Origin of the sequence: Geminocystis sp. NIES-3708 (assembly GCF_001548095.1) — a bacterium.
Taxonomy (GTDB): Bacteria; Cyanobacteriota; Cyanobacteriia; order Cyanobacteriales; family Cyanobacteriaceae; genus Geminocystis.
In genome coordinates this window covers 3,018,263-3,041,146 of the sequence record NZ_AP014815.1, presented here as the reverse complement: position 1 = coordinate 3,041,146, position 22,884 = coordinate 3,018,263, and the positions used below count along the sequence as shown (strand labels likewise).

The 22,884-nt window shown below is 32.3% G+C and carries 20 protein-coding genes; 9 read left to right on the top strand and 11 right to left on the bottom strand.

The window, feature by feature from the left end; genetic code table 11:
- Nucleotides 1-145 precede the first annotated feature (145 nt).
- The 5 genes from GM3708_RS13345 to GM3708_RS13325 all read right to left on the bottom strand — a co-directional run bounded on the left by GM3708_RS13345 (nt 146) and on the right by GM3708_RS13325 (nt 6,301).
- Nucleotides 146-2,677, bottom strand: a complete 2,532-nt coding sequence (locus GM3708_RS13345; RefSeq protein WP_066347930.1) for a glycogen/starch/alpha-glucan phosphorylase — start codon at nt 2,675-2,677, stop codon at nt 146-148.
- Between the two features lie 264 nt (nt 2,678-2,941).
- Complete coding sequence (locus GM3708_RS13340) at nt 2,942-3,652, bottom strand: response regulator transcription factor (protein WP_066347924.1); 711 nt, start codon at nt 3,650-3,652, stop codon at nt 2,942-2,944.
- A 100-nt stretch (nt 3,653-3,752) separates the two neighbouring features.
- Nucleotides 3,753-5,345, bottom strand: coding sequence for a radical SAM protein (locus GM3708_RS13335; protein ID WP_066347922.1), 1,593 nt, complete (start codon nt 5,343-5,345; stop codon nt 3,753-3,755).
- Between the two features lie 118 nt (nt 5,346-5,463).
- Entirely contained in the window at nt 5,464-5,847 is a 384-nt protein-coding gene (locus GM3708_RS13330) for a Mini-ribonuclease 3 (protein WP_066349476.1), read from the bottom strand.
- Nucleotides 5,848-5,959: 112 nt separating this feature from the next.
- Complete coding sequence (locus GM3708_RS13325) at nt 5,960-6,301, bottom strand: STAS domain-containing protein (RefSeq protein ID WP_396229672.1); 342 nt, start codon at nt 6,299-6,301, stop codon at nt 5,960-5,962.
- Between the two features lie 140 nt (nt 6,302-6,441).
- On the opposite strand from GM3708_RS13325, the gene GM3708_RS13320 reads away from it, so the two are divergent.
- The 3 genes from GM3708_RS13320 (at nt 6,442) to GM3708_RS13310 (ending at nt 9,963) form a co-directional block, all read left to right on the top strand.
- Nucleotides 6,442-6,741 (top strand): hypothetical protein, encoded by a 300-nt coding sequence (locus GM3708_RS13320; protein WP_066347918.1) that lies wholly within the window; start codon nt 6,442-6,444, stop codon nt 6,739-6,741.
- Between the two features lie 37 nt (nt 6,742-6,778).
- On the top strand, nt 6,779-8,404 hold the full coding sequence (locus GM3708_RS13315) for a hypothetical protein (RefSeq protein ID WP_066347913.1): 1,626 nt from the start codon (nt 6,779-6,781) through the stop codon (nt 8,402-8,404).
- Between the two features lie 104 nt (nt 8,405-8,508).
- Entirely contained in the window at nt 8,509-9,963 is a 1,455-nt protein-coding gene (locus GM3708_RS13310; RefSeq protein WP_066347908.1) for an ammonium transporter, read from the top strand.
- Between the two features lie 194 nt (nt 9,964-10,157).
- On the opposite strand, the gene GM3708_RS13305 is transcribed toward GM3708_RS13310, so the two are convergent.
- The 3 genes from GM3708_RS13305 to GM3708_RS13295 form a co-directional block, all read right to left on the bottom strand.
- Complete coding sequence (locus tag GM3708_RS13305; protein WP_066347905.1) at nt 10,158-10,643, bottom strand: molybdenum cofactor biosynthesis protein MoaE; 486 nt, start codon at nt 10,641-10,643, stop codon at nt 10,158-10,160.
- On the bottom strand, nt 10,613-10,870 hold the full coding sequence (locus tag GM3708_RS13300; RefSeq protein ID WP_066347902.1) for a chlororespiratory reduction protein 7: 258 nt from the start codon (nt 10,868-10,870) through the stop codon (nt 10,613-10,615). Before GM3708_RS13300 ends, GM3708_RS13305 begins: the two co-directional genes overlap by 31 nt.
- 149 nt (nt 10,871-11,019) lie before the next feature.
- On the bottom strand, nt 11,020-11,547 hold the full coding sequence (locus GM3708_RS13295) for a hypothetical protein (RefSeq protein WP_066347900.1): 528 nt from the start codon (nt 11,545-11,547) through the stop codon (nt 11,020-11,022).
- Nucleotides 11,548-11,737: 190 nt separating this feature from the next.
- On the opposite strand from GM3708_RS13295, the gene rfbB reads away from it, so the two are divergent.
- Nucleotides 11,738-12,811, top strand: coding sequence for a dTDP-glucose 4,6-dehydratase (gene rfbB / locus GM3708_RS13290; protein WP_066347898.1), 1,074 nt, complete (start codon nt 11,738-11,740; stop codon nt 12,809-12,811).
- A 13-nt stretch (nt 12,812-12,824) separates the two neighbouring features.
- Here rfbB and GM3708_RS13285 read toward each other — a convergent pair whose 3' ends face one another.
- Nucleotides 12,825-13,283 (bottom strand): phosphate-starvation-inducible PsiE family protein, encoded by a 459-nt coding sequence (locus GM3708_RS13285; RefSeq protein ID WP_066347896.1) that lies wholly within the window; start codon nt 13,281-13,283, stop codon nt 12,825-12,827.
- Nucleotides 13,284-13,364: 81 nt separating this feature from the next.
- On the bottom strand, nt 13,365-13,997 hold the full coding sequence (locus tag GM3708_RS13280) for a nitroreductase family protein (RefSeq protein WP_231932950.1): 633 nt from the start codon (nt 13,995-13,997) through the stop codon (nt 13,365-13,367).
- 146 nt (nt 13,998-14,143) lie between these two features.
- Here GM3708_RS13280 and GM3708_RS13275 point away from each other — a divergent pair, with 146 nt between their 5' ends.
- The 4 genes from GM3708_RS13275 (at nt 14,144) to GM3708_RS13260 (ending at nt 19,301) form a co-directional block, all read left to right on the top strand.
- Entirely contained in the window at nt 14,144-14,482 is a 339-nt protein-coding gene (locus GM3708_RS13275) for a P-II family nitrogen regulator (protein ID WP_066347892.1), read from the top strand.
- A gap of 247 nt (nt 14,483-14,729) precedes the next feature.
- Complete coding sequence (nth, locus tag GM3708_RS13270) at nt 14,730-15,371, top strand: endonuclease III (protein WP_066347890.1); 642 nt, start codon at nt 14,730-14,732, stop codon at nt 15,369-15,371.
- A gap of 343 nt (nt 15,372-15,714) precedes the next feature.
- Complete coding sequence (locus GM3708_RS13265; RefSeq protein WP_066347888.1) at nt 15,715-18,426, top strand: phycobilisome rod-core linker polypeptide; 2,712 nt, start codon at nt 15,715-15,717, stop codon at nt 18,424-18,426.
- A gap of 161 nt (nt 18,427-18,587) precedes the next feature.
- Complete coding sequence (locus tag GM3708_RS13260) at nt 18,588-19,301, top strand: SIMPL domain-containing protein (RefSeq protein WP_066347887.1); 714 nt, start codon at nt 18,588-18,590, stop codon at nt 19,299-19,301.
- 216 nt (nt 19,302-19,517) lie between these two features.
- Here GM3708_RS13260 and GM3708_RS13255 read toward each other — a convergent pair whose 3' ends face one another.
- Nucleotides 19,518-20,822 (bottom strand): CHAT domain-containing protein, encoded by a 1,305-nt coding sequence (locus GM3708_RS13255; RefSeq protein ID WP_231932948.1) that lies wholly within the window; start codon nt 20,820-20,822, stop codon nt 19,518-19,520.
- 261 nt (nt 20,823-21,083) lie between these two features.
- Between GM3708_RS13255 and GM3708_RS13250 the strand changes: the two genes are divergently transcribed.
- The gene (locus GM3708_RS13250) at nt 21,084-22,874 is read left to right on the top strand and encodes a sodium:solute symporter family protein (RefSeq protein WP_066347885.1); all 1,791 of its coding nucleotides are present in this window, start codon (nt 21,084-21,086) and stop codon (nt 22,872-22,874) included.
- Nucleotides 22,875-22,884 lie beyond the last annotated feature (10 nt).

Genomic DNA, 22,884 nt, shown 5'->3' with positions numbered 1-22,884 from the left:
TTATTTTTCGAGATGTCTATAACAACAAACGATATGATTAGGGCATTCATAAAATGTGAAACCTATCAATATTACGTATTTTTCTTGTGATTTCCCCCCCCCTGCTTCCTGTGGAAATGCTATATTAATTTTATTTAAGAAAGTTTTAATTTCTAAGACGACATTGTCCATCGGGGCATAAATCAATTAATTCAACAGGATGGGGATGTACTTTCCAAATATCTTTACAGTAGTCACGAATACTACGATCACTGGAAAATTTTCCAATACGTGCTACATTTAAGATAGACATTTTAGCCCAATGTTCTTTATTACGATAAACCTCAGCAACTCGATCTTGACAGTCTATATATGATTGATAATCAGCTAAAAGAAGATATTGATCATCATAAAGTAAAGAATCAACAAAAGGTTTAAAGAGATTATAATCACCGTGAGAGAAATAACCAGAGGCGATTTGATCTATTACTTCTTTGAGAGATGCGTTATTTTGATAATAATGCCAAGGATTATAACCATTATTTTTTATTTGAGCAACTTCTGGGGTAGTTAAACCAAATAAGAAGAAGTTTTCTTCCCCGACACACACTCGAATTTCAACATTAGCACCATCCAGAGTGCCAATTGTCAAAGCCCCATTCATGGAAAATTTCATATTACCAGTGCCTGACGCTTCCTTTCCTGCTGTGGAAATTTGTTCAGATAAATCGGCGGCAGGATAAATTCTTTGAGAATTGGTAACATTATAATCAGGGATGAATACAACTTTAAGGCGATCATGTATATCAGGATCATTATTGACAACTTCACCCACAGAATTAATTAACTTAATGATTAATTTCGCCATAAAGTAACCCGGTGCGGCTTTACCACCAAAGATGAAAGTACGAGGTACAATATCTAACTTAGGATTCTTTTTGAGACGATTATAGAGAGTGATAATATGTAAAACGTTGAGATGTTGACGCTTATATTCGTGAATTCGTTTTACTTGTATATCAAATAAGGATTCAGGATTGAGAATAATTTTTTGTTGTTGTTTAACCTTTTGTGCTAAATCTTTTTTGATGTCAGTTTTTACTTGTCGCCATGATTTACAAAAAATATCATCATTGATAAACTCTTCTAACTTACGTAATTCGTCTAGATTTTTAATCCAATGTGTACCAATTTTTAAGCTAATCAAATTCGTCAAACGAGGATTACTCAAAACTATCCAACGACGAGGAGTAACACCATTAGTTTTGTTGCTGAATTTTTGAGGAGATAATTGATACCAATCATGCAAAACAGTTTCTGTTAATAATTGAGAATGTAACGCCGCTACTCCATTAATAGCAAAACTACCTACACAAGCTAAATTAGCCATGCGGACAACTTTGCGATCTCCTTCGCCAATTAAAGATAAACTGTTAATAATACCCTGATTGTTAGGGAATTTTAGAGCGACTTCTTCCAAAAAACGACGATTAATTTCGTAAATAATTTCCAGATGACGAGGTAAAACTTTAGCAAATAAATCTAATCCCCAAGTTTCAAGAGCTTCAGGTAAAAGAGTATGATTAGTATAAGCAAAGGTATGAGTAGTGATTTTCCATGCCTTTTCCCAATTTAATTTATGATCATCGATCAATAAACGCATTAATTCTGCAACACCGATGGAAGGATGAGTGTCGTTAAGTTGGGCAACAAATTTTTCATGGAAAGTTTCAATTTTTCCCCCATAAAGCAAATGAAGAGTAATCATATCTTGGAGAGAACAAGAAACGAAAAAGTACTGTTGTTCTAATCGTAACTGTTTCCCCTCAAATTGTTCATCATTGGGATATAAAACTTTACTGATATTTTCACAGACAATTTTTTTATCTACTGCACCATAATAATTACCGACATTGAAGGCTTGAAAATCAAAAGATTCGGGTGCTTCAGACTTCCATAACCTTAAAGTGTTCGCATTTGTGACTTGATAACCAAGAATCGGAGTATCATAAGCAACTCCTTTTACTACTAAATCGGGATGCCAATAACTTCTATAATTACCATTGTGATCAGTATAATGGTCAATATAGCCACCTAATTTTACTTCATAGGTGATTTCCGGACGGCAAATTTCCCACGGATTACCATAACGTAACCATTTATCGGTGATTTCTACTTGCCAACCGTCACGGATTTCTTGATCAAAAATGCCAAATTCATAACGAATTCCATAACCAATAGCAGGAATTTCTAAGGTTGCCAAGGAATCCATATAACAGGCGGCAAGTCTTCCTAAACCACCATTTCCTAATCCTGGTTCTTCTTCTTGAGCAATTAATATATCTAAATTTAAGCCTAATTCTTCTACAGCCCGATGAATTTGATCATAAATTCCCAAATTAATTAAATTATTACCTAAATGAGGACCTAATAAAAATTCGGCGGATAAATAACACACCATGCGGGTTTTATTTTCAATATAGCTATTGCTAGAAGCTAACCATCTTTGTAATAGTCGATCTCTGACGGTGTAAGCTAACGCCATATAATAGTCATTTTCTGTGGCAATACTAGGGAATTTTCCTTGTACATAAAACAAATTGTCTGCGATCGCTCTTCTTAAAGTAGGAATACTTAAACCTGTACGATCATCTTCTATTTCAATGTGTTGATTAAAGGTTTCATTTAACTGATTCATAAAAATAAGCCTTATTACCAAATATTATGAGCTTGTTTTTAGTGTAGCTATATTATCAGTAAATAATAGTAAGAAAAGATTAAGAATAAACTAAACAGCCTCCAAGGGAGGAGGCTGGAAGTTAATAAGTAATAAGTAATCTATCTATTATAACTTAAATGTGAAAATAAAAAAATCATGAAAATAGACGTCATCAAAACTGATTTAGAACATTATCGCTGGTCGTTTTTAAACTTAAAATACTTAAATTTTTTGAATAGTTAATTATCTTTTATCATCGTCTTCAAATTTATAACCAACTCCCACAACAGTTTTGATAAAAGTAGGTTGTGCAGGGTTAGGCTCAATTTTTTTTCGTAAACGACGAATATGAGTATCAACAACTCTCTCATCACCAAAAAAATCTGCACCCCAAAGTTTATCAATTAATTGAGTACGACTCCATACTTTTCCGGGATAATTAGTAAAGGCGACTAATAAATTAAACTCTAAAGCAGTTAAATCTAATATTTCCTCCTGCCCATCATCTAATTGACGTATGGCACTATGTTCATCTAAATTTAAAGTAAAGTGAGGAGTTTCATTAATTTGAGCGTGTCCCCCGTGACGCATACTACGCCGTAATAAAGCTCTTACCCTCGCGACTAATTCCCTTGGACTAAAAGGCTTTACAAGGTAATCATCAGCCCCTGTCGATAACCCAATCACCCGATCAATTTCCTCTCCTTTTGCTGTTAACATGAGAATATAAGGATCTTTTGTCATTCCTAAATTTCTAACTCGATTACATACTTCTAAACCGTCAAGTTTCGGCAACATAAGATCTAAAATAATTAAATCTGGTTGTATGACTTTAGCATTTTCAAGGGCAGATAATCCATCATAAGCAATATAACATTGAAATCCCTCTCTTGCAAGACAATTATGAATCAGTTGGGCGATTTCTTTTTCGTCTTCTACTATTAAAATTTCCATCGATATAGACAATAAATTAAGTCTTATCAGTGATCATCTCCAATGTTATCAAAATTTTTAGCTTTAAAACCTCGCACTTCAGGGCAACTTTATTAATTTATTATTTTTGCTGTAAATGTTTGATTAATGTTTCTTCACTTAACGCCGTTTTTAGATGTTGCCAAGGCAAAACTTGTCCTATTTGCCAATTTTCATGAACATAATAATCCAAACTTGGTATTTCTCCTTTTAACTCCTTAAATGCCCGTTTATAACTACCTAAACTGTCGCCATAATTACGAGTTAATTCTAACAACTTACTTAATCGGCGATCGCCACGAGATATAAGAGCTTGAATTACTGACCAACTATAGCTTTCAGGTCGAAAATCTACACCTATTTTACGTAAATTTTTCTCTAAATATTGCAGTCTTTTTTTACTTTCAGAGTTAACCCCAAACCATTGAAAAGGAGTATGAGATTTTGGAACAAAAGTACTGCATCCAAGGGTTACTTTTAATTTTGGAGCGACTTTTTTTACCTGTGCCATCATCTCAATAGTGGCATCAATATCGGATAAATCTTCCTCTGGTAAGCCTACCATACCATAAAATTTAAGTGCTTTTAATCCCCCTGCTTGAGCGTTGATGGCGGCTTGAATTATTTCTTCATTTTCGAGCTTTTTGTTGATTAATTGCCTAATTTTCGCAGAACCACTCTCAATTGCTATAGTTATTGATTTAGTATCTCGTTTTGTAAGAAATTCCGCTAATTTTTCCGTTATAGTATTAGTCCGTACTGATGCTATACTTACTCGAATATCATCAAATTTTGGTTGTAATAAATAATCCATTAAGCTCTCAAATTCAGGGTGTTGGGTGACGGATGCACCTAATAAACCTAGACGATTGGTAACTTTTAAACCTCTTTCAATAGCAGGAATTAAGGAAGCTTCTAAACTAGCGGTACGAAATGGTAAGGTAAGATAACTTGCTAGGCAAAAACGGCACATTTCAGGGCAACTTCTCACCACTTCTATCATATAGATATTTTCCCATGCCGCCTTTTCTGTGACAACGGTTGAAGCGGATAAAACATTTCCTCGATAAGTCTGTTTTTCTACGGTTTCAGGAATATGATTATTTACTGGTTTTATACTTTCAATTTGACCATCTTTTTCTTGATAGTTAATATAATATAAACTAGGGATATAAACACCTTCAGTTTGAGCTAAATGAGTTAGTTTTTGGTTGCGATTACTCTGTCTAATTTGTTGGTAACTATCGATAAAATTACCTAATAAATTTTCACCATCACCTAATAAAATAATATCAAAAAAATCAGCAAAAGGTTCAGGATTAGCGGTAAATACAGGTCCACCACCAAATACTAAAGGATGATTTTCATTTCTATCTTTTGCATAAATAGGAATATTTAAAAATTCTAATAAATTAAGAATATTAACATAATCTAATTCCCAAGAAAAAGAAAAGCCAACTAATTCAGGATTTCGAGGTAAATTCTCATGGACATCCATAAATAAACGACTTACCACAACATCATCTCTTAAGGAAAAATTAGCCCATACTAATTGATAACCTAAACTGGTAATTCCTACGGTATATTCATTAGGAAAAGCAAAAATTAAAGGAATAGGATTAAGATTTTTTTGTGCTGGAGTAAATAATAACTTTTCTTGTGCAAAAAGATTCATATAAATTTTATAATTTCAGAAATAATATAGAAAATTTACTATCAGAGTTGTGAGACTTTTAGCGGTGTTAACTATCAACTTTCAGTAGTCAGCTTTTAGGTATAGTTAAATCTTTCCGTTAGTATATTTTTATTTGTGATAGTAAATACTCTAGTCTTGGGCGATCGCAAATATAGAGATAACCTAATAATGTTTCTAAACCTGTGGCTTGTTGATAGGTTTGTAAAGGTAAACGACGAGGAGATTTATTAACTGAATTTCTGCCTCTACGAACCCAGTTTAGTTCAATTTCCGTCAATAAAGGATATAAATTTTGTAAATAAGAAGCTTGTGATTCTGCTCTAACTTTTTCAACTACTTTGTGGTGATAGTCAGAAATTTTTTTGGAGGGCAGTAAAAAGTTAGTACGAATATATAACTCATATACTGCATCACCAATATAAGCAAAGGACACTGGAGAGATTTGTTGTAAAGATGAGGCAGATATTTCGCCATTAAACATCAATTTCCAGTAGGGAATAACCTCATTCTGAGGCTCAGATTGAGGGGAATTTTGGGATTCAAAGTCGTTTTTTTTGATAGACAAAGCTGGAAATTAATTTTAAATCTAATTACTATATATCTTTTAGTGCCTCATCAAGAGAATTTTTCAAGTTAAGAAACTTCTCTAGTCTCACCATTTTGACAGTTTGGGTTACTCTAGGGTTACTGACAATTTGCATTTTTCCTTTAATACCATCCATATGTTTTGCAATACGCACTAAAGCACCTAACCCTGAACTATCAATAAAATCAATTTGTGATAAATCTAAGATTATTTGATTAGCACTCTCTTTTGTATAGCTTAATATAACTCTTTGAAATGTTGGTTCAGAAAAAGCATCTAATTGACCTAGTAAATGAAAGACTTGGCAATTTTTTTTGACTTCACGAGTACCTCTAAGACTGACTGTCAGATTTAGTTGTTCTGAAATAGCTACCTCCTTACTTTCCCTGTAGTTGATCGATTAATAGTATAATATAGCTTAAAATTTCCGATAAAGTCTAATTTTTTGCTTATTATCTTGATGAATTTTTTGTATTGTTATAATACATTATGATTAACTTTTTCTTTGCCAGTTTAACCTTAATCTCTAGTTTATTAATCTCTAATTTTGCCGTTTCTGCTTTACCACCGAAAAATGATACTCCAGAAGAAATTTTAGCCACAGAAATTATTATTGAAGCACGATCTCCTATTGATAATAAACCTTTAACGGTAGAAGAATATGCTTTATTGCAAGAAAAAATAGTTACAAATCCTTTTCCTCCTAATATAAATTCAGAATTGCGTCAAAAGATTTTTTTACTACAAATACTCAAAATGATTCGTACTATTTCACCTATCAATAATTAAAATTAAGATAATATATCTTCCACTTATTAAATTCACTATGATTAACACAGCTATCGGTAATAATATTGATTATCAAACTTTAAAAAAAGCCTTTTATGAAGCTATTAATAACAAATTAACTTTTGATTTTTCTTTACAAATAGACTGTTTTAAAGAAAATAATTATTTGGTGATTTTAATTAGTGACGTTGATGAAAATATTTTAATAGAAATTATTAATCAAATTAAAGAAGTAATTAATAGCTATCAAATTATCGATGATTTTTTAATTTGTAATTTCGATAATACAGATAATGTTTATTTTAATTCTCAAGAAAATAATGATGTTATTAATCAAAATGAATTATTATTAAAAGCTGGTAAAAAATATATTTCTGCTAATTTTTCTGTTAGTTTTATTCTCTTGATTTTAGGTATTATTTCTTTAGGTACAATTGGTATTTTTTATTATTTTACTCGTCCCTGTGTCATCGGTAATTGCGAATTGATAACCACAACCGAAACTTCTATTTCTTCTTCATTTAAAAATCAATCTCAAGATTTAACTGAAACAAAAATAAAAGAGTTACAATTAAGTTTAATTAATGGCATTAATGATTTAAAACGCATTCCCTTTTGGTCAAAATCTTATGATAATGCAAATTTATTAATTAAAGATTATCAAAATCAAGTTGAACAATTAGATAATTTATTAGTGGCTTTAAAATCAGTAGATACAGCTGAAACTGTAAGTAAAAATTTACCTTTATCTTTAGATGAATGGAATCGTGTTAAAGATTTTTTTAACGAAGCTATCACAATTATTAATCAAATAAATATAGAAGAATTAGATAGTTATAAGCAAAAAAAAATAAATATTTATAATAATAAATTACAGCTAATTGATCAAAACATTAGTCAAGAAAAACAAGGTAATGAATTATTAAGTAAAGGAAAAACAATAGCAACAGATATTGAAAATCAACAAACACAAGTCACTAATTTATCAGAGTTGGAGAATCTACAAAAAAATTGGCAATTAGCTATCAAAACAATAGAATCAATTCCTGAGCAAACTAATGCTTATCGAGAAAAAGATGCGACTTTAAAAAATTATTTGCAAAAACTTATCGAAGTTCAAAATAAAATAAATGAAGAAAAAGATGCTTTAAATATTAAAAAAGAAGCAGAAGAAAAAATCAAATTAGCCAAAGAATCTCAAAAAAATAATCAATGGACAAAAGCCGTTTCATTATGGCAAGAAGCGATTTCTTTATTAAAAAAAGTTCCTTCAGAGGTTTTAGCAAAAAAAGAAATAACTGACTTAGAATCTAGTGCTAGTAAACAATTAATAATGGCAAAATCTGAATTAAAACAAGCAGTAACAAGGGAAGAAATTAAACAAGAATTGATAAAGATCTGTAAAAATACTGAGGAGATTTGTACTTTTAATGTCAGTAAAGAAAGTGTTAAAGTTTTTTTAACAGATAAATACTTACAGAAAATTGCTTCCTTATCAGCGGTGACAAAATTAACGAATAATATAGAGCAAGAAAAACAGATTAGTACTCATATAAATCAAGTGGAAAAGAACTATAAGTATATCAATGCTAAATATAAAATTCCTGTAGAAGTATATAATCCTCAAAGACAATTAATTATGATTTATAGTAAACCAATTTAAAGCCCTATTTTTTGAAATTTTTAAATAAATATCTGTAAAAATTGATGCTAAATGTTATGGTTTATATCCTTTATAATAGTCAAGTTAAAATTTAGGTGAGGATTATGTTCAAAAGTAAAACTAAGCAGAAAAAAATTAAATTAATTATTCAGAAAATAAAACAATCGTCTAGTTGGCAAGGTTGTCTTCTTTTAAGTGTTATTTTGCTTCTTTCTTCTAGCTATGCGGTGTATGCTCAAGAACCTTCTCAAGATTTACAATCTATCACTGGAGAATTAAGAGTTGGTTTAGACACCCTTTGGGTAGTATTAGCATCTATTTTAGTAATATTTATGAACGCTGGTTTTGCTATGTTAGAAACTGGTTTTTGTCGTCGTAAAAATGCAGTCAATTTATTATCTAAAAATTTGATTGTTTTTGCCGTCTCAACTATCGCTTTTTGGGCAATCGGTTTTAGTTTGATGTTCGGTGATGGCAATAGTATTATGGGACTACAAGGATTTTTTCTTAATGGAATTGATAATAGTCCAGCTACAGGAGATGCTTATAAAGGGGTTTATAGTGCTTTGAATTGGACAGGAGTACCTTTAGCCGCAAAATTCTTATTTCAAGTAGCATTTGCAGGTACAGCCGCAACAATTGTCTCTGGTGCAGTGGCGGAAAGAATTAAGTTTATTGATTTTGTTTTATTTAGTTTTTTATTAGTGGCGATCGCTTATCCCATTGTTGGTCATTGGATATGGGGGGGCGGATGGCTACAAAAATCAGGATTTCAAGATTTTGCAGGTTCAACGGTAGTGCATTCTGTAGGAGGCTGGGCTGCATTGACAGGAGCAATTATACTAGGACCTAGATTGGGAAAATATCAGAAAGATGGAGGAATAATACCATTACCCGGTCATAACCTTAGTATCGCAACATTAGGATGCTTTATTCTCTGGATTGGTTGGTTTGGCTTTAATCCTGGATCAACTATGGCTGTAGGAGAAAATATTGCTTATATTGCAGTAGTGACAAATTTAGCGGCGGCATCAGGAGCAATTACTGCTACAGTTAGCAGTTGGGTTTTAGCTGGAAAACCAGATTTATCTTTAAGTATTAACGGTATCTTATCAGGATTAGTGGCAATTACCGCCAGTTGTTCTATGGTGAGTTATGGTAGTGCCGTTACCATTGGTGCATTAGCTGGAATTTTAGTTGTTTTTGCTGTTTATTTATTAGATAGTTTAAAAATAGATGATCCTGTAGGTGCAGTATCAGTACATTTAGTTAATGGTATTTGGGGTACAATTGCTTTGGGATTATTTGCTGACGCTAATATTACCAAGAATCCAGACATCGCAGGATTATTTAGTAGTGGAAGTTTAAACTTATTAGGCATTCAATTATTAGGTATTGTCAGCGTAGGTGTTGTGATGATTATATTTAGCACTTTAGTTTGGAATTTATTAAAAGTTATTCTTGGCTTAAGAGTTTCCGAAGAAGAAGAATATTTAGGTTTAGATATAGGAGAACATGGTATGGAGGCTTATAATGGCTTTTTAGAGGTAGATAATTAATAATTAACAATTAACAATTAACAATTAACAATTAACAATTAACAATTAACAATTAACAATTAACAATTAACAATTAACAAATAGATCTCTCCAAAAAAAGAAATTAAAAATCAATTGTTGACTTGTTTTTATCAATTATCTTTCCTGTTAACTGAGTTTGCAAAAGTTGTTTAATAACCAATAACTAATATAATTTAATTGTTGGTTAACTGTTCACACATACCAATACTAACCCAACTACTAGCACCATCCTCAAAATGTTCTTTTTTCCAAATGGGAGCGTTATGTTTTAAAGTATCAATGGCATACTGACAAGCTGAAAAAGCTTCTCCACGATGAGGACATCCAACAGCAACTAAGACACTAATTTCTCCGATACTTAGTTTACCAATACGATGATGAATAATTATAGTATTGGTATCTTGCCATTTTTTGATAATGTCATCCTTAATTTGCTGAAAAATATTAATCGCCATCGGTTCATAAGCCTGATATTCTAAATATTTAACTGGTTTTCCTTCCGTTTGATTTCTCACTGTACCACTCATAACGACAATCGCCCCATTAGAAGCATTATCTGCTAATTGATAAACTTCAGTAACCGAAAGAGGGGCAAAGGTAATGGCAAAATTAGTAAAGCAACTCATCGTTATTTTTTTTCCCAACGCACTACATACCATTGTAAATAGTTATCATCATCAGGATTAAATTCACAATAGTTATGTAATAAATATCTGGCTTGTTCTTCTATTGTCTTAAATTTAGCTATATCAGGAAATAAGTCTGACTGATTTATCAAAACCGATTCTATTTTTTTTAATAACTCCGATTCTGTCATTAATTCTTCTGGTTTATTGGTTTCTAAAACCACATAACCATCTTCTTGATACATAATTGAATTAGCCATAAACGATTGGGAATTAGGAATTATGAAACATGAGGAAGAAAGACTAAAAAACTAGAAAAAGATGAACCTTTACCTTTTCTTTGCTTAATCTTTACCATTATATTTTATTTTTGATGTCAAATTTATTTTGTTTCTGTTTCTAATTCTACTTATTTACTATCAGAAAGCTCGATGGCTTTTTTCAAATCATTTCTATTTTTCTGGATAGTATCAAGACTTTCTTCTAATTGTTCTGCCATCGTGGCTTTTTTTCCTATTTTTTCTTTCTCTTTTTGTAATTTTTCTGAATTAGTTTCACCTTTTTTATCTTGTTTTAAATCATTTAATTTATTCAAAAATCTGCCTTTTTCACTACCATCCTCTACTATTTCTTCCGAAGATGACTCTGTTATGACATTTTGTCCTATTGCCCACCAATTAGCAACATGAGGAAAAGCCAAAGCAATTAAAGTTACACCGACAAAACTCGAGACAATCGTCTTAATATTTTTATTTTGAGATTCCTGATAACGAATACGTTTAAATGTTTGATGTTGTTTTCTCTGCCATTGCCTTTTAACTTTGTCAATGTTTTCTTGATCCACTTCTGAGGAGTTATCCCATAATGAAAGAGAGTTTTGAGATTTTGTTTCTATTTGCGGTATTTTCTCTGATTTTTTGTTTGAGTTATAACTCATAAACTTAATTTTTTTTATTTTCAGTGTAATAACTTAAATTGTCTTATGGAGATGATAACTCATATCTCAGCAAAAATAATGACAAACAAGTATGTTATTTGAAATAAATATCAGTAAAAATACTTAAAAATTGACAAGAAATCATTAAGAATTAACAATGATTAAGTAATGATTCTTTAGACTATTGATTATGAGCAAACATCTTTTAGTTACCGGTGGTGCAGGGTTTATTGGTTCTAATTTTGTTAATTATTGGTATGAAAATCATCCCCAAGACAAAATAATTGTTTTAGATGCCCTCACCTATGCTGGAAATCGTCAAAATTTAATTAATCTTGAAAATAATCCTAATTTTTCTTTTATTCATGGTGATATTTGCGATCGCCAATTAGTCGATAATTTGTTAGAAAAAGAAAAAATAACTACCATCGCTCATTTTGCCGCAGAATCCCATGTAGATCGTTCAATTCTAACACCTTCTGCTTTTATTCAAACTAATGTAATCGGCACATTTACTTTATTAGAGAGTTTTCGTCATTATTGGCAGAAAAAAAATCAACCTCCAGAATATCGTTTTCTTCATGTTTCTACCGATGAAGTTTATGGCAGTTTAGACATAAATGATCCTCCTTTCACAGAAAATACACCTTATGCACCCAATAGCCCTTATTCTGCATCAAAAGCAGGAAGTGATCACTTAGCACGGGCTTATTATCATACCTATAAATTACCCACAATTATCACCAACTGCTCGAACAATTACGGTGCTTATCATTTTCCTGAAAAACTTATTCCATTGATGTGTATTAACATTCTTTTAGGTAAACCTTTACCAGTCTATGGCGATGGGCAAAATATTCGTGATTGGTTATATGTTCAAGATCATTGTAGTGCCTTAGATGTAGTTTTAAATAAAGGTAAATCGGGAGAAACTTATAATATTGGTGGTAATAATGAAGTAAAAAATATTGATTTAGTACAATTAATCTGTCAAATTATGGATGAAATCGCCCCCAATTTGCCCATAAAACCCTCTAATGAATTAATCACTTACGTGAAAGATAGAGCAGGACACGATCACCGTTACGCCATTGACAGCAGTAAACTACAAAAAGAATTAGGCTGGAAACCAAAAGCAACAGTAGAATCAGGTTTAAGAAAAACTTTACAATGGTATGTCGATAATCCACAATGGTGGCAATCGCTTTTATCAGCAGATTATCAAAAATATTATCAGCAAGTTTATACAACGATTAATTCATAATTAAAGAAAGTAATCAAAACTTTTTTTCATTATGACTATAACGAATTAAAAAATAACTAACTGCTAAACAAACAATTGCAATTCCTAGAGCAATTAAATCTATTTTTTCATATTTATTAGGATCAAAAATAATAATTTTTCTAGCAACAGCAATTAAAGCCGTAGTTAAAACTAATTCTAATTGAACAATATGTTTTCTTAGATAAACTGTTATATTTTCTAGTAATTCTAAGGCAATTAATATATTTAAAAAAAAGCCAAAAATTTCTATTAAAGTTCTATTAAAAAATCCCACAGGTTCTATAAATAAATCTGTGATTAAAACTAACATTAAATCGTATAAAGATACAAAAATAACGATAATAAGGGCAATAGAAAGAAACTTAGAAACAATATTTTCTGTGATATGAATTAACTTTAAAAAATTTCTATCTTTAAAAAAATCCTGAACCAGAGCCAAAAATTTAACCATGTTTGATTTAATTGATAATTATTTTGGGGGAATATCATTCACCCCGATAGATTACTTCTTTTTAGAAAGGATTAACTAAACTTAAAAATGGTCAAGAAATACTACTTCGGACATATCCAATTGTCCTGCCCTATTTTTAGGAGATTGAGTAGCTTTCCCTACAACAATCATAAGACCTATTATATTGTCATCAGGCAAATTAATAATTTCTGCAACTTTATTACTATTAAATCCAATCATCGGACAAGAATCATAACCCATTGCCTTCGCCGCTAACATAATTGTTTGCCCTGCAATACCAGCTGATCGCATGGCTTCATCTCTTTGTAATTCAGGATTATTTTCATAAAATCCACCAATCATTGGTACAATTTGAGCTTGTACATCTTCAGTGGCATTTTTCCAATATCTTTGAGGATTTTTTGCCCACGCTTTCAAATCACCACAAATAACAATAACAATAGAAGCATCAGAAACTTGAGCTTGATTGAAAGAAGCGGCTTTTAATTGTTGTTTTATTACTTTATCTTTAACTACAACAAAACGCCAATTTTGCAGATTAAAAGAAGTAGGGGATAATAAAGCGTGTTCCATTAAAATATTAATTTCTGTTGCCGTCATTTCATGATTTGCATCAAAATGTTTGACAGATCTTCTTTTCTTAATAGCTTCTAAGGTATTCATAGACAGTATTTTTCTTAAATTTATTGTCATTTTACCTTTTTCTGTTCTCAATCAAAACTGAGGTTATTGACTAAATGTAATCACTTTTACAAAAATAGATTGAGTAACAATGTTAGAAAATAACAGGAAAATTGTATAAGTTATATAGATAAATAAAAAATAGAGGAGTTATCAATTTGAAAAAGATAGAAGCCATTATTCGTCCTTTTAAACTAGATGAAGTAAAAATTGCCCTAGTCAATGCTGGAATTGTTGGTATGACTGTTTCTGAAGTTAGAGGTTTTGGTCGTCAGAAAGGACAGACTGAACGTTATCGTGGTTCGGAATATACCGTTGAGTTTTTACAAAAACTCAAAATTGAAATCGTTGTGGAAGATAGTCAAGTGGATATGGTTGTAGATAAAGTTGTCCAAGCATCCCGCACCGGGGAAATCGGCGACGGCAAAATCTTTATTTCTCCCATTGAAGAAACCATTCGTATTAGAACTGGGGAGAAAAACTTAGAAGCTATTTAATTAATAGTTCTCAAAACTCTGTAGGGGTATATTAATTTATTACCCTTACTATTTATTTACTATTTTTCACCTCAGTTCGATATTAATTTGTTGGCGAAGATGAAACTAGGAGACTAGGAGAAAATTGACTTAAATATTATTAAAATTGATTTCTCACAATTCTTTATCAAATTTTATTCTTTTCAGTGGGTAGAATTTCGTCTGTCATCAGTCTTAAACTTTTATTTCTCAAGGTATTTTCCATTTAATGAGAATCAGTAAAAAAAAGAAAGCACGAGAAATTTTAACCATTCTCAAACAACTTTACCCTAACGCTACCTGTAGCCTTGATTATGAAACGCCTTTACAACTTTTAGTAGCTACTATTTTGTCCGCTCAATGTACTGATGAAAGAGTCAACAAAGTTACTCCCGCTTTATTTACTAGATTTCCTGATGCCCCAAGTTTTGCCAAAGCCGACAGACAAGAGATTGAAACTTTAATTCACTCTACGGGTTTTTATCGCAATAAAGCCAAAAATATTCAAAATGCTTGTCTGAAAATAGTTAATGATTTTAACGGTAATGTGCCTCAAACCATGCCTGAATTATTAACTTTAGCAGGAGTAGCTCGTAAAACAGCTAATGTCGTCTTAGCTCATGGTTTTGGCATCATTGAAGGAGTAACAGTCGATACCCATGTTAAAAGGCTTAGTAACCGTCTAGGATTGACTAAAAAAGATAATCCTGTCCAAATTGAACAAGACTTAATGCAGTTATTACCACAACCAGACTGGGAAAATTTTTCTATTAGTATTATCTATCATGGCAGGGCAGTATGTAATGCTCGTAAACCCTTGTGTAATCAATGTCAATTAATTCATTTATGTAATCATTACACAGCACAATGACCATGAATCAATCACAATAATTACATTTAGATCCATAAATCTTAAAAATACGAACAGAAATTGTAACAATTTTTAACAAACTAACTATGAAACCCCAAAAAGATTTAATCTATAACAACAGAATCAAAATTTATATTCTTCAGCTATAGGGCATATAGTGGAAGTAAAAATAAAACCCTTGTGAATTTAATCTGACGGGGTGATTGTCAGAGCGTAATATGTTATGCTCATGGCTTTTACCTAGTTGAGAAGAAAAAAAGCAAGAATCCCTCTATTTGTATGGTGGGAATGTCCAATGCCATGAATTGATAATCAAACTTGGTTTTAAAATTAAAAATAATCAATGACTATAAAAGCAAGTGGCGGTAGTTCTTTAGCAAAGCCGCAATTATACCAAACCGTTGCCGTTTCAACTATTATTCAAGCTGAACAGCAAGATCGCTTTCTCGATAACAACGAGTTAGGGGAATTAGACAATTATTTTAAATCTGGGGCGAAAAGATTAGAGATTGCTCAAGTTTTGACCGAAAACTCCGATCTAATCGTTTCTCGTGCGGCTAATCGCATCTTTACTGGTGGATCTCCCATGTCTTTCTTGGAAAAACCCCCTGTGGAAGAATCTGTAGGGGCGATCGCCAGTGTAGGTGGTTTACCAGCTGACATTAAAGCAGCTCAACAATCTATCCAAACTTTTGTTGATGGTAGTAGCAAAGGCAGTAGTGAAGGAGGAGGGTTTTTAGGTAATTTATTATCTGTCTTTACTAACCCCGGTATTGGCAAAATTCCTGCTGGTTTCCGCCCCATAAATATCTCCCGTTATGGTCCTAGCAACATGGCTAAATCTTTACGAGATATGTCATGGTTTTTACGTTATGTTAGCTATGCCGTAGTCGCTGGTGATCCTAATATCCTTGTAGTTAATACTAGAGGTTTAAGAGAAGTTTTAGAAAATGCTTGTTCTATTGATGCTACTATTGTTGCTTTATTAGAAATGCGTGTTTCTTCTCTTACTTACTTCAAAAATGACGAAGAAGCCAAAGAAATTTTAACTCAATATTTTGAAATTCTCATCAACGAGTTAAAAGCACCTACTCCATCCACAAAAGTTCGTCAACGTCCTTCTGATGATGCTCAAGGTTTAGAGTTACCTCAAAGTTATTTTAATGCTTCTGAGCGTCGTCCTAAATTTGTGATGAAACCAGGATTATCAGCTTCTGAGAAAATTTCGGTAGTTAAAGCTGCTTATCGTCAAATTTTTGAGCGTGATATTACTCGTGCTTATTCTCAGTCAATTTCTTACCTTGAATCTCAGGTAAAAAATGGTGATATTTCTATGAAGGAATTTGTTCGTCGTTTAGCAAAATCTCCTTTATATCGTCAACAATTCTTTGAGCCCTTTATCAATTCTCGTGCTTTAGAATTGGCTTTCCGTCATATTTTAGGTCGTGGACCATCTTCCCGTGAAGAGGTGCAAAAATACTTCTCCATCGTGTCTAGCGGTGGCTTAAATGCTTTAGTAGATGCTTTAGTGGACTCTCAAGAGTATTCTGACTACTTCGGTGAAGAAACCGTGCCTTATTTAAGAGGTTTAGGGGTAGAAGCTCAAGAGTGTCGTAACTGGGGTATGCAACAAGATTTATTCAGTTACAGTGCACCTTTCCGTAAAGTACCTCAATTTATTACTACTTTTGCGAAGTACGATCGCCCCTTACCAGATCAGCACGTTTATGGTTCAGGAAATGATCCTTTAGAAATTCAATTTGGAGCTATTTTCCCGAAAGAAACTCGTAATCCTAGCAGTGCCCCCGCACCATTTAGTAAAGATACTAAACGGATTTTAATTCATCGTGGTCCTGGTATCAACAACCAAAATAGTAATCCTAGCGCTCGCGGTGAATATCCCGGAAGTTTAGGAGCAAAAGTAGTTCGTTTAAATAACGAGTTACCCGGTGCTAGTAATGGTTTGGGAGTTAAATTCGGTGAAAGTTCTACCCAAGCTGTAATTCGTGCCGCTTATCGTCAAGTTTTTGGTCGTGATGTTTATGAAGGACAAAGATTAAAAGTAGCAGAAATTAAACTAGAAAATGGTGACATCAGTCTCCGTGATTTTATCCGTATGTTAGCTAAATCTGAAACTTTCTTAAAAACTTACTGGACACCTTTTTATGTTTGTAAGGCGATCGAATTCATTCACCGTCGTTTATTAGGTCGCCCGACTTACGGACGTAGTGAAATGAATACTTACTTTGATCTTGCTTCTAAAAAAGGTTTCTACGCTTTAGTTGATGCCTTTATTGATAGCCCTGAGTATAATCAAGCCTTCGGGGAAGATACTGTACCTTACGAGCGTTATGTTACCCCTAATGGTCTACAAATGCGTAATGCCAGAGTTGGTACATTAAGAGAAGACATTGGACAAAGAATTGACGTTGAAACCACACCGAGATTCATTGAATTAGGACAAGTTTCTTCCGCCCGTAGTGAAAATGATGTTAAAAATCGTGTAAATCAAGGGGTAACAGTTCAAAGAGAACAAACTAAACTCTTCAAACTTACCAATAATGCGGACAAAGTAGCGGTTAAAAACGTTATTCGTGCAGCTTATCGTCAGATATTCGAGCGAGATGTTGAACCTTATACCATTAGTGCCAACTTTACCAATCTTGAAAGTAAACTCAGCAATGGCGAAATTAGCGTCAAAGAGTTTATCGAAGGTTTAGGTACTTCTGAATTGTATTTGAAAGAGTTTTATGCACCTTTCCCCAATACTAAAGTAATTGAGTTAGGAACAAAACACTTTTTAGGTCGTGCTCCGATGAATCAAAAAGAGATTCAGCACTATAACCGCATCTTAGCCAGTGAAGGTATCCGTGCCTTTATTAGTGCCTTAGTTGGTAGTATGGAATATGCTCAAGTATTTGGTGAAGATACTGTGCCTTATCGCCGTTTTCCTACCTTACCTGCGGCTAATTTCCCCAATACTGAAAGACTATATAACAAGTTAACCAAACAAGATAGCGAGTTAGTTGTACCTAGTTTCAAGCCTGTTGTTTAATTTGTAATTTTTGAATTCCTCTTAAAAATGAGGTCGAATAGTCGTAGTTTGGGTTAAACATAAAACCTCAACACAAAAAATTAAGAGGAGTCGGGATATTATCTCTCGGCTTCTTTTTTTCAAAAACTCTATATTTACTTTTTCGCTAATATATTATTTTTATGTTATTATCCATTTTACCACTACAAAAAATTTTCATTTCTTTTAGTTTTGTTAGTTTAGCTCTCATGCAACCAGTTTTGGCACAAGAACCAATTTTAAAAACCATAACAGTTACTGGTAAAGGAATTGAACGAATACCCGCTACCGTTGCGAATGTACAGTTAGGAGTTGAAATTGAGGGAAAAAATGCAACTCAAATTCAACAAGAAGTAGCTAAACGGACCACATCTTTAGTTGAGTTATTAAAATCTAGTAATGTACAAAGATTACAAACTACTGGGGTTCAATTACGTCCTAATTATAATTACAATAACAATCAACGAGAATTAACAGGCTATGTTGCCACTAATTTAGTTAGTTTTGAGTTACCTATTGATGGGGTTGGACGTTTATTAGATGATAGTGTCAAAGTAGGAGCAACTCGTATTGATAATGTAAGTTTAACCGCAACAGAAATGGCAATTTCTCAAGCTCAAAAACAAGCATTAATAAAAGCGAGTTTTGATGCACAACAACAAGCAGAAACGGTTTTAAAAGCCTTAAATTTAACTGCCCAAGAAATTATTACTATTAACGTTAATGGTGCTAATGTTCCTAATCCTATAGTTAGAGAGGCAATGGCAGATAAATTAGTTTCTAATATGCCTAGTAGCCCTATTGTTGGCGGTGAACAAGAAATTTCAGCTTCTATAACTTTACAAATTCGTTATTAATTGAAATATATAGTTAATTAAAATAACACTGAGACAGTTAGAAAAAATATGCAGGATGAATAATGCTCACAAATCAAGGTTTTTGAGAATTTTTAATATTATTAAACTGTTTCATTCTTATTTAAAATGACTATAAGCTAAAAACCAATATTTTTTAATGATTTAATCTGATGATTACTCTATAAAAAAATACTTTTTCAGTGACTCCCAATCATATTACCATGGGTTACTTATTAGAGTAAATCCCCCCCAATAAAAAGGATGAGATAAAGTTATTTTTCCCTTTAAACCTAAAGTCTCAGGTAATTCAATATTTCCATGGGGGGTGATTAAACGGTTATCTTGAAAATATATTTTTTCTTGTAATAATAGATTTTGAGCTTTACGTAATGCTTGTGTTTTCGTGAGATTTTGTGCTGATTGATTAATTAGTTGTTCATAAAATTCAGTGATTAGTGCAAAAGTACCTAAATCACTGACACTCCATAAACTACCTAAAGCGGATTTTACTCCTGATTGTAAAGCAACTCCTGTAAAACCAAGTTCAGCATTACGATCGCCAAATGCAGTATTACAAGCACTTAAAACCAATAAATCAGGTGCAGTTTGCCAAGGAAAACTAGCCATTTTATCTAAAGTTAATTTTTGATCCCAAAATTGAATATAGGAGTTATTAGGATTACCTTGATTAAAATTAGCATGGGTAGCTAAATGAATAATATTAAAAGAATTTCCTTGTAATTGTTTTTGCATATTACTCAATGTAAATTCTTCATTAAGTAAAACTTCACTAGATCTAGATGATGATATATGATAATTGTTCTGCAATCTTTTCATTATATTTTCGAGTTCTAATGTTACGGCAGGAAGTGGATCTTGATCAGGGAAATTTGATGCACCCATCGCTAAAACTTGAGGATTTTTCAAAGATTGATACTGTGGAATAATTAAATTAAATGCAGGAATACGAGTTATATTATATTTCTCTATTAAAAAATTATTTCCATCATGTAAAGCAACTAAAGGTAATAATCTAACTCCATTTTCTAAACAAAATAAAAGATTATTGATATTGTCTTTATCCAAAAATTCTTCTTGATAAGGTTTAATAATCCATTCATATAATTGTTGAGCTTGAGTTAAATTGATCGGATTATTTATTTGATTAATTTCTGTATAAAAATCTTTAACTGTTTGAGTAAGTTTATTAAAAGAAGCATCTTCAATATCTTTAACAATAATTTTACCACTCTTTGTTAAATAGACTAAATGTAGATACTTTTCTTCAGGCGTAACCCAAATAACTGCTGAATTAGTACCTGTTTGTTGATCTAATTTAGCTAAAATAGCAGAAATTTCTAAAGAACTTTTTTCACTATTTACTATATCTCTTTGAAAATAATCTTCATATTCTTTTTCTAATCTTTGTTCCATTTTTAACATATTTTTGCTTAACATCGCCTCTTTTGAATCATCAGGTATTTGTTGAGCATTTACTAAATGTAAATTTAAAATATTCATAGATATAAAAAATGTTAATCCCAACAACACAATAAATTGTTGAAATCTATTTTTTTTCAAGTTACTCTTTATTTTTTTAAAGAAAAATTTAATTAGTTTCATCTTAAGTTTATAATATTAAAATTAATTTTACTAACGAATATTAAAAGTGAATATTTATTACTTTATAAATCTTAAACTATATTTTTAAATTTGGAAGTGAATTTTATACTATAGTAATTCTATTTGACTATTATTAACCATTAAATTTCTTCGCATTTTATGCAAAATATTGATTGGATTGTTATTCTACTATATTTAATTATTACCATGGCTCTTGGTGTTTATCTTTCCGGAAAAGCATCGAAAAGTATGGAAGATTTTTTTGTCTCTGGGCGATCGCTGACATGGTGGTTAGCTGGTACAAGTATGGCGGCTACGACCTTTTCTATTGATACACCTTTGTATATTTGCGGTATTGTAGCAACTAGAGGTATCGCAGGTAATTGGGAATGGTGGAGTTTTGGTATTTCTCACGTTGTACTAATCTATATTTTTGCACGGTTATGGCGTAGATCAGAAGTGGTGACTGATGCTGAATTAACTGAGTTACGTTATGGAGGCAAAACAGCGGCAATTCTCCGTGGCACTAAAGGTTTTTTATTTGCTGTACCGATTAATTGTATTGGCATAGGTTACGCAATGTTGGCGATGGTAAAAGTAGTTACGGCATTGCAATTATGGGAAAGTCTTGGTTTAAATGTGGGAGATAGTGGTAAGTTATGGAGTGTCATTGCTGTTAGTATTTTTGTTCTAGTTTACTCTGGCTTTTCTGGTTTATGGGGAGTTGTTGTAACTGACTTTTTTCAATTTTTCCTAGCTTTATTTGGGGCGATGATTGTAGCTATAATGGCAGTAAATCATGTTGGCGGTATTCAAGAGTTAATTCCAGCAGTACAAAAAGCTACAGACATTGATGTGTTATCAGTGATTCCTCTGACACAAGGAGAAGGGTTATTCAACTGGCGTTGGAGTGATGTAGCAGGAATTACTTTTAGCACTTTTTCCGCTTATTTATTCGTACAATGGTGGAGTTTTCGCCGTAGTGATGGCGGTGGTGAATTTATTCAACGGTTAGTCGCCGCAAAAGATGAAGCCGAAGCAGAAAAAGCAGCATGGTTTTTTAATATCCTTAATTATATTGTTCGTACCTGGCCCTGGATTATCGTCGCTCTTGTCGCTATTACTATGTATCCTGATCTCGAAGATCCAGAATTAGGCTATCCTAAATTAATGTTAGAGTTTTTGCCCCCCGTGATGTTAGGATTAGTGGTAGCGTCTCTTATCGCCGCTTTTATGAGTACAGTTTCTACTTCCATTAATTGGGGTGCATCATATCTCACTAATGACTTATACCGCCGCTTTTTTGCACCTGATGCATCTCAAGATCAATTAGTATTAGTGGGAAGGATAGCTTCTATTCTAGTTACTCTTATTGGTGGGATCGCCGCTTTTTTTGCCAAGGATATTAGTACAGTATTTCGTTTAGTAATTGCTATAGGTACAGGACCAGGATTAGTATTGATTTTACGTTGGTATTGGTGGCGTATTAATGCTACAGCAGAGTTAACAGCGATGGTAGCAGGTTTTATTATCGGCTTAACTAGTGTCATTCCCAATCTCAATATTTTTCCGACAGATTTTGGCTTAAGGTTAATGACTATCTCAGGCTTAACTGCTATTATCTGGATTACTGCGATGTATTTAACTCCCCCAGAATCAGAAGAAACCTTGATCAAATTTTATCTAAAAGTTCGCCCCGGAGGTATTGGTTGGCGAAAACAACAAGAAAAAACAGGAGTTAAACCTTTACAAAATTTAAAATTGGATAGTTTTAAAGTTGTTGCATCTATATTTTTACTATTTGGATTAATGTTATCCATTGGTGGCTTCTTATTATTACAATCATTAACTGGTTGGGTATCTTTAATATTTGCAGTTATTGGTGGTTTTTGGCTACGATACCTGAATAAGCAAAAAATATTTCCGATGCCTCGACCCGGATTAGAATAAGTAATAGGTA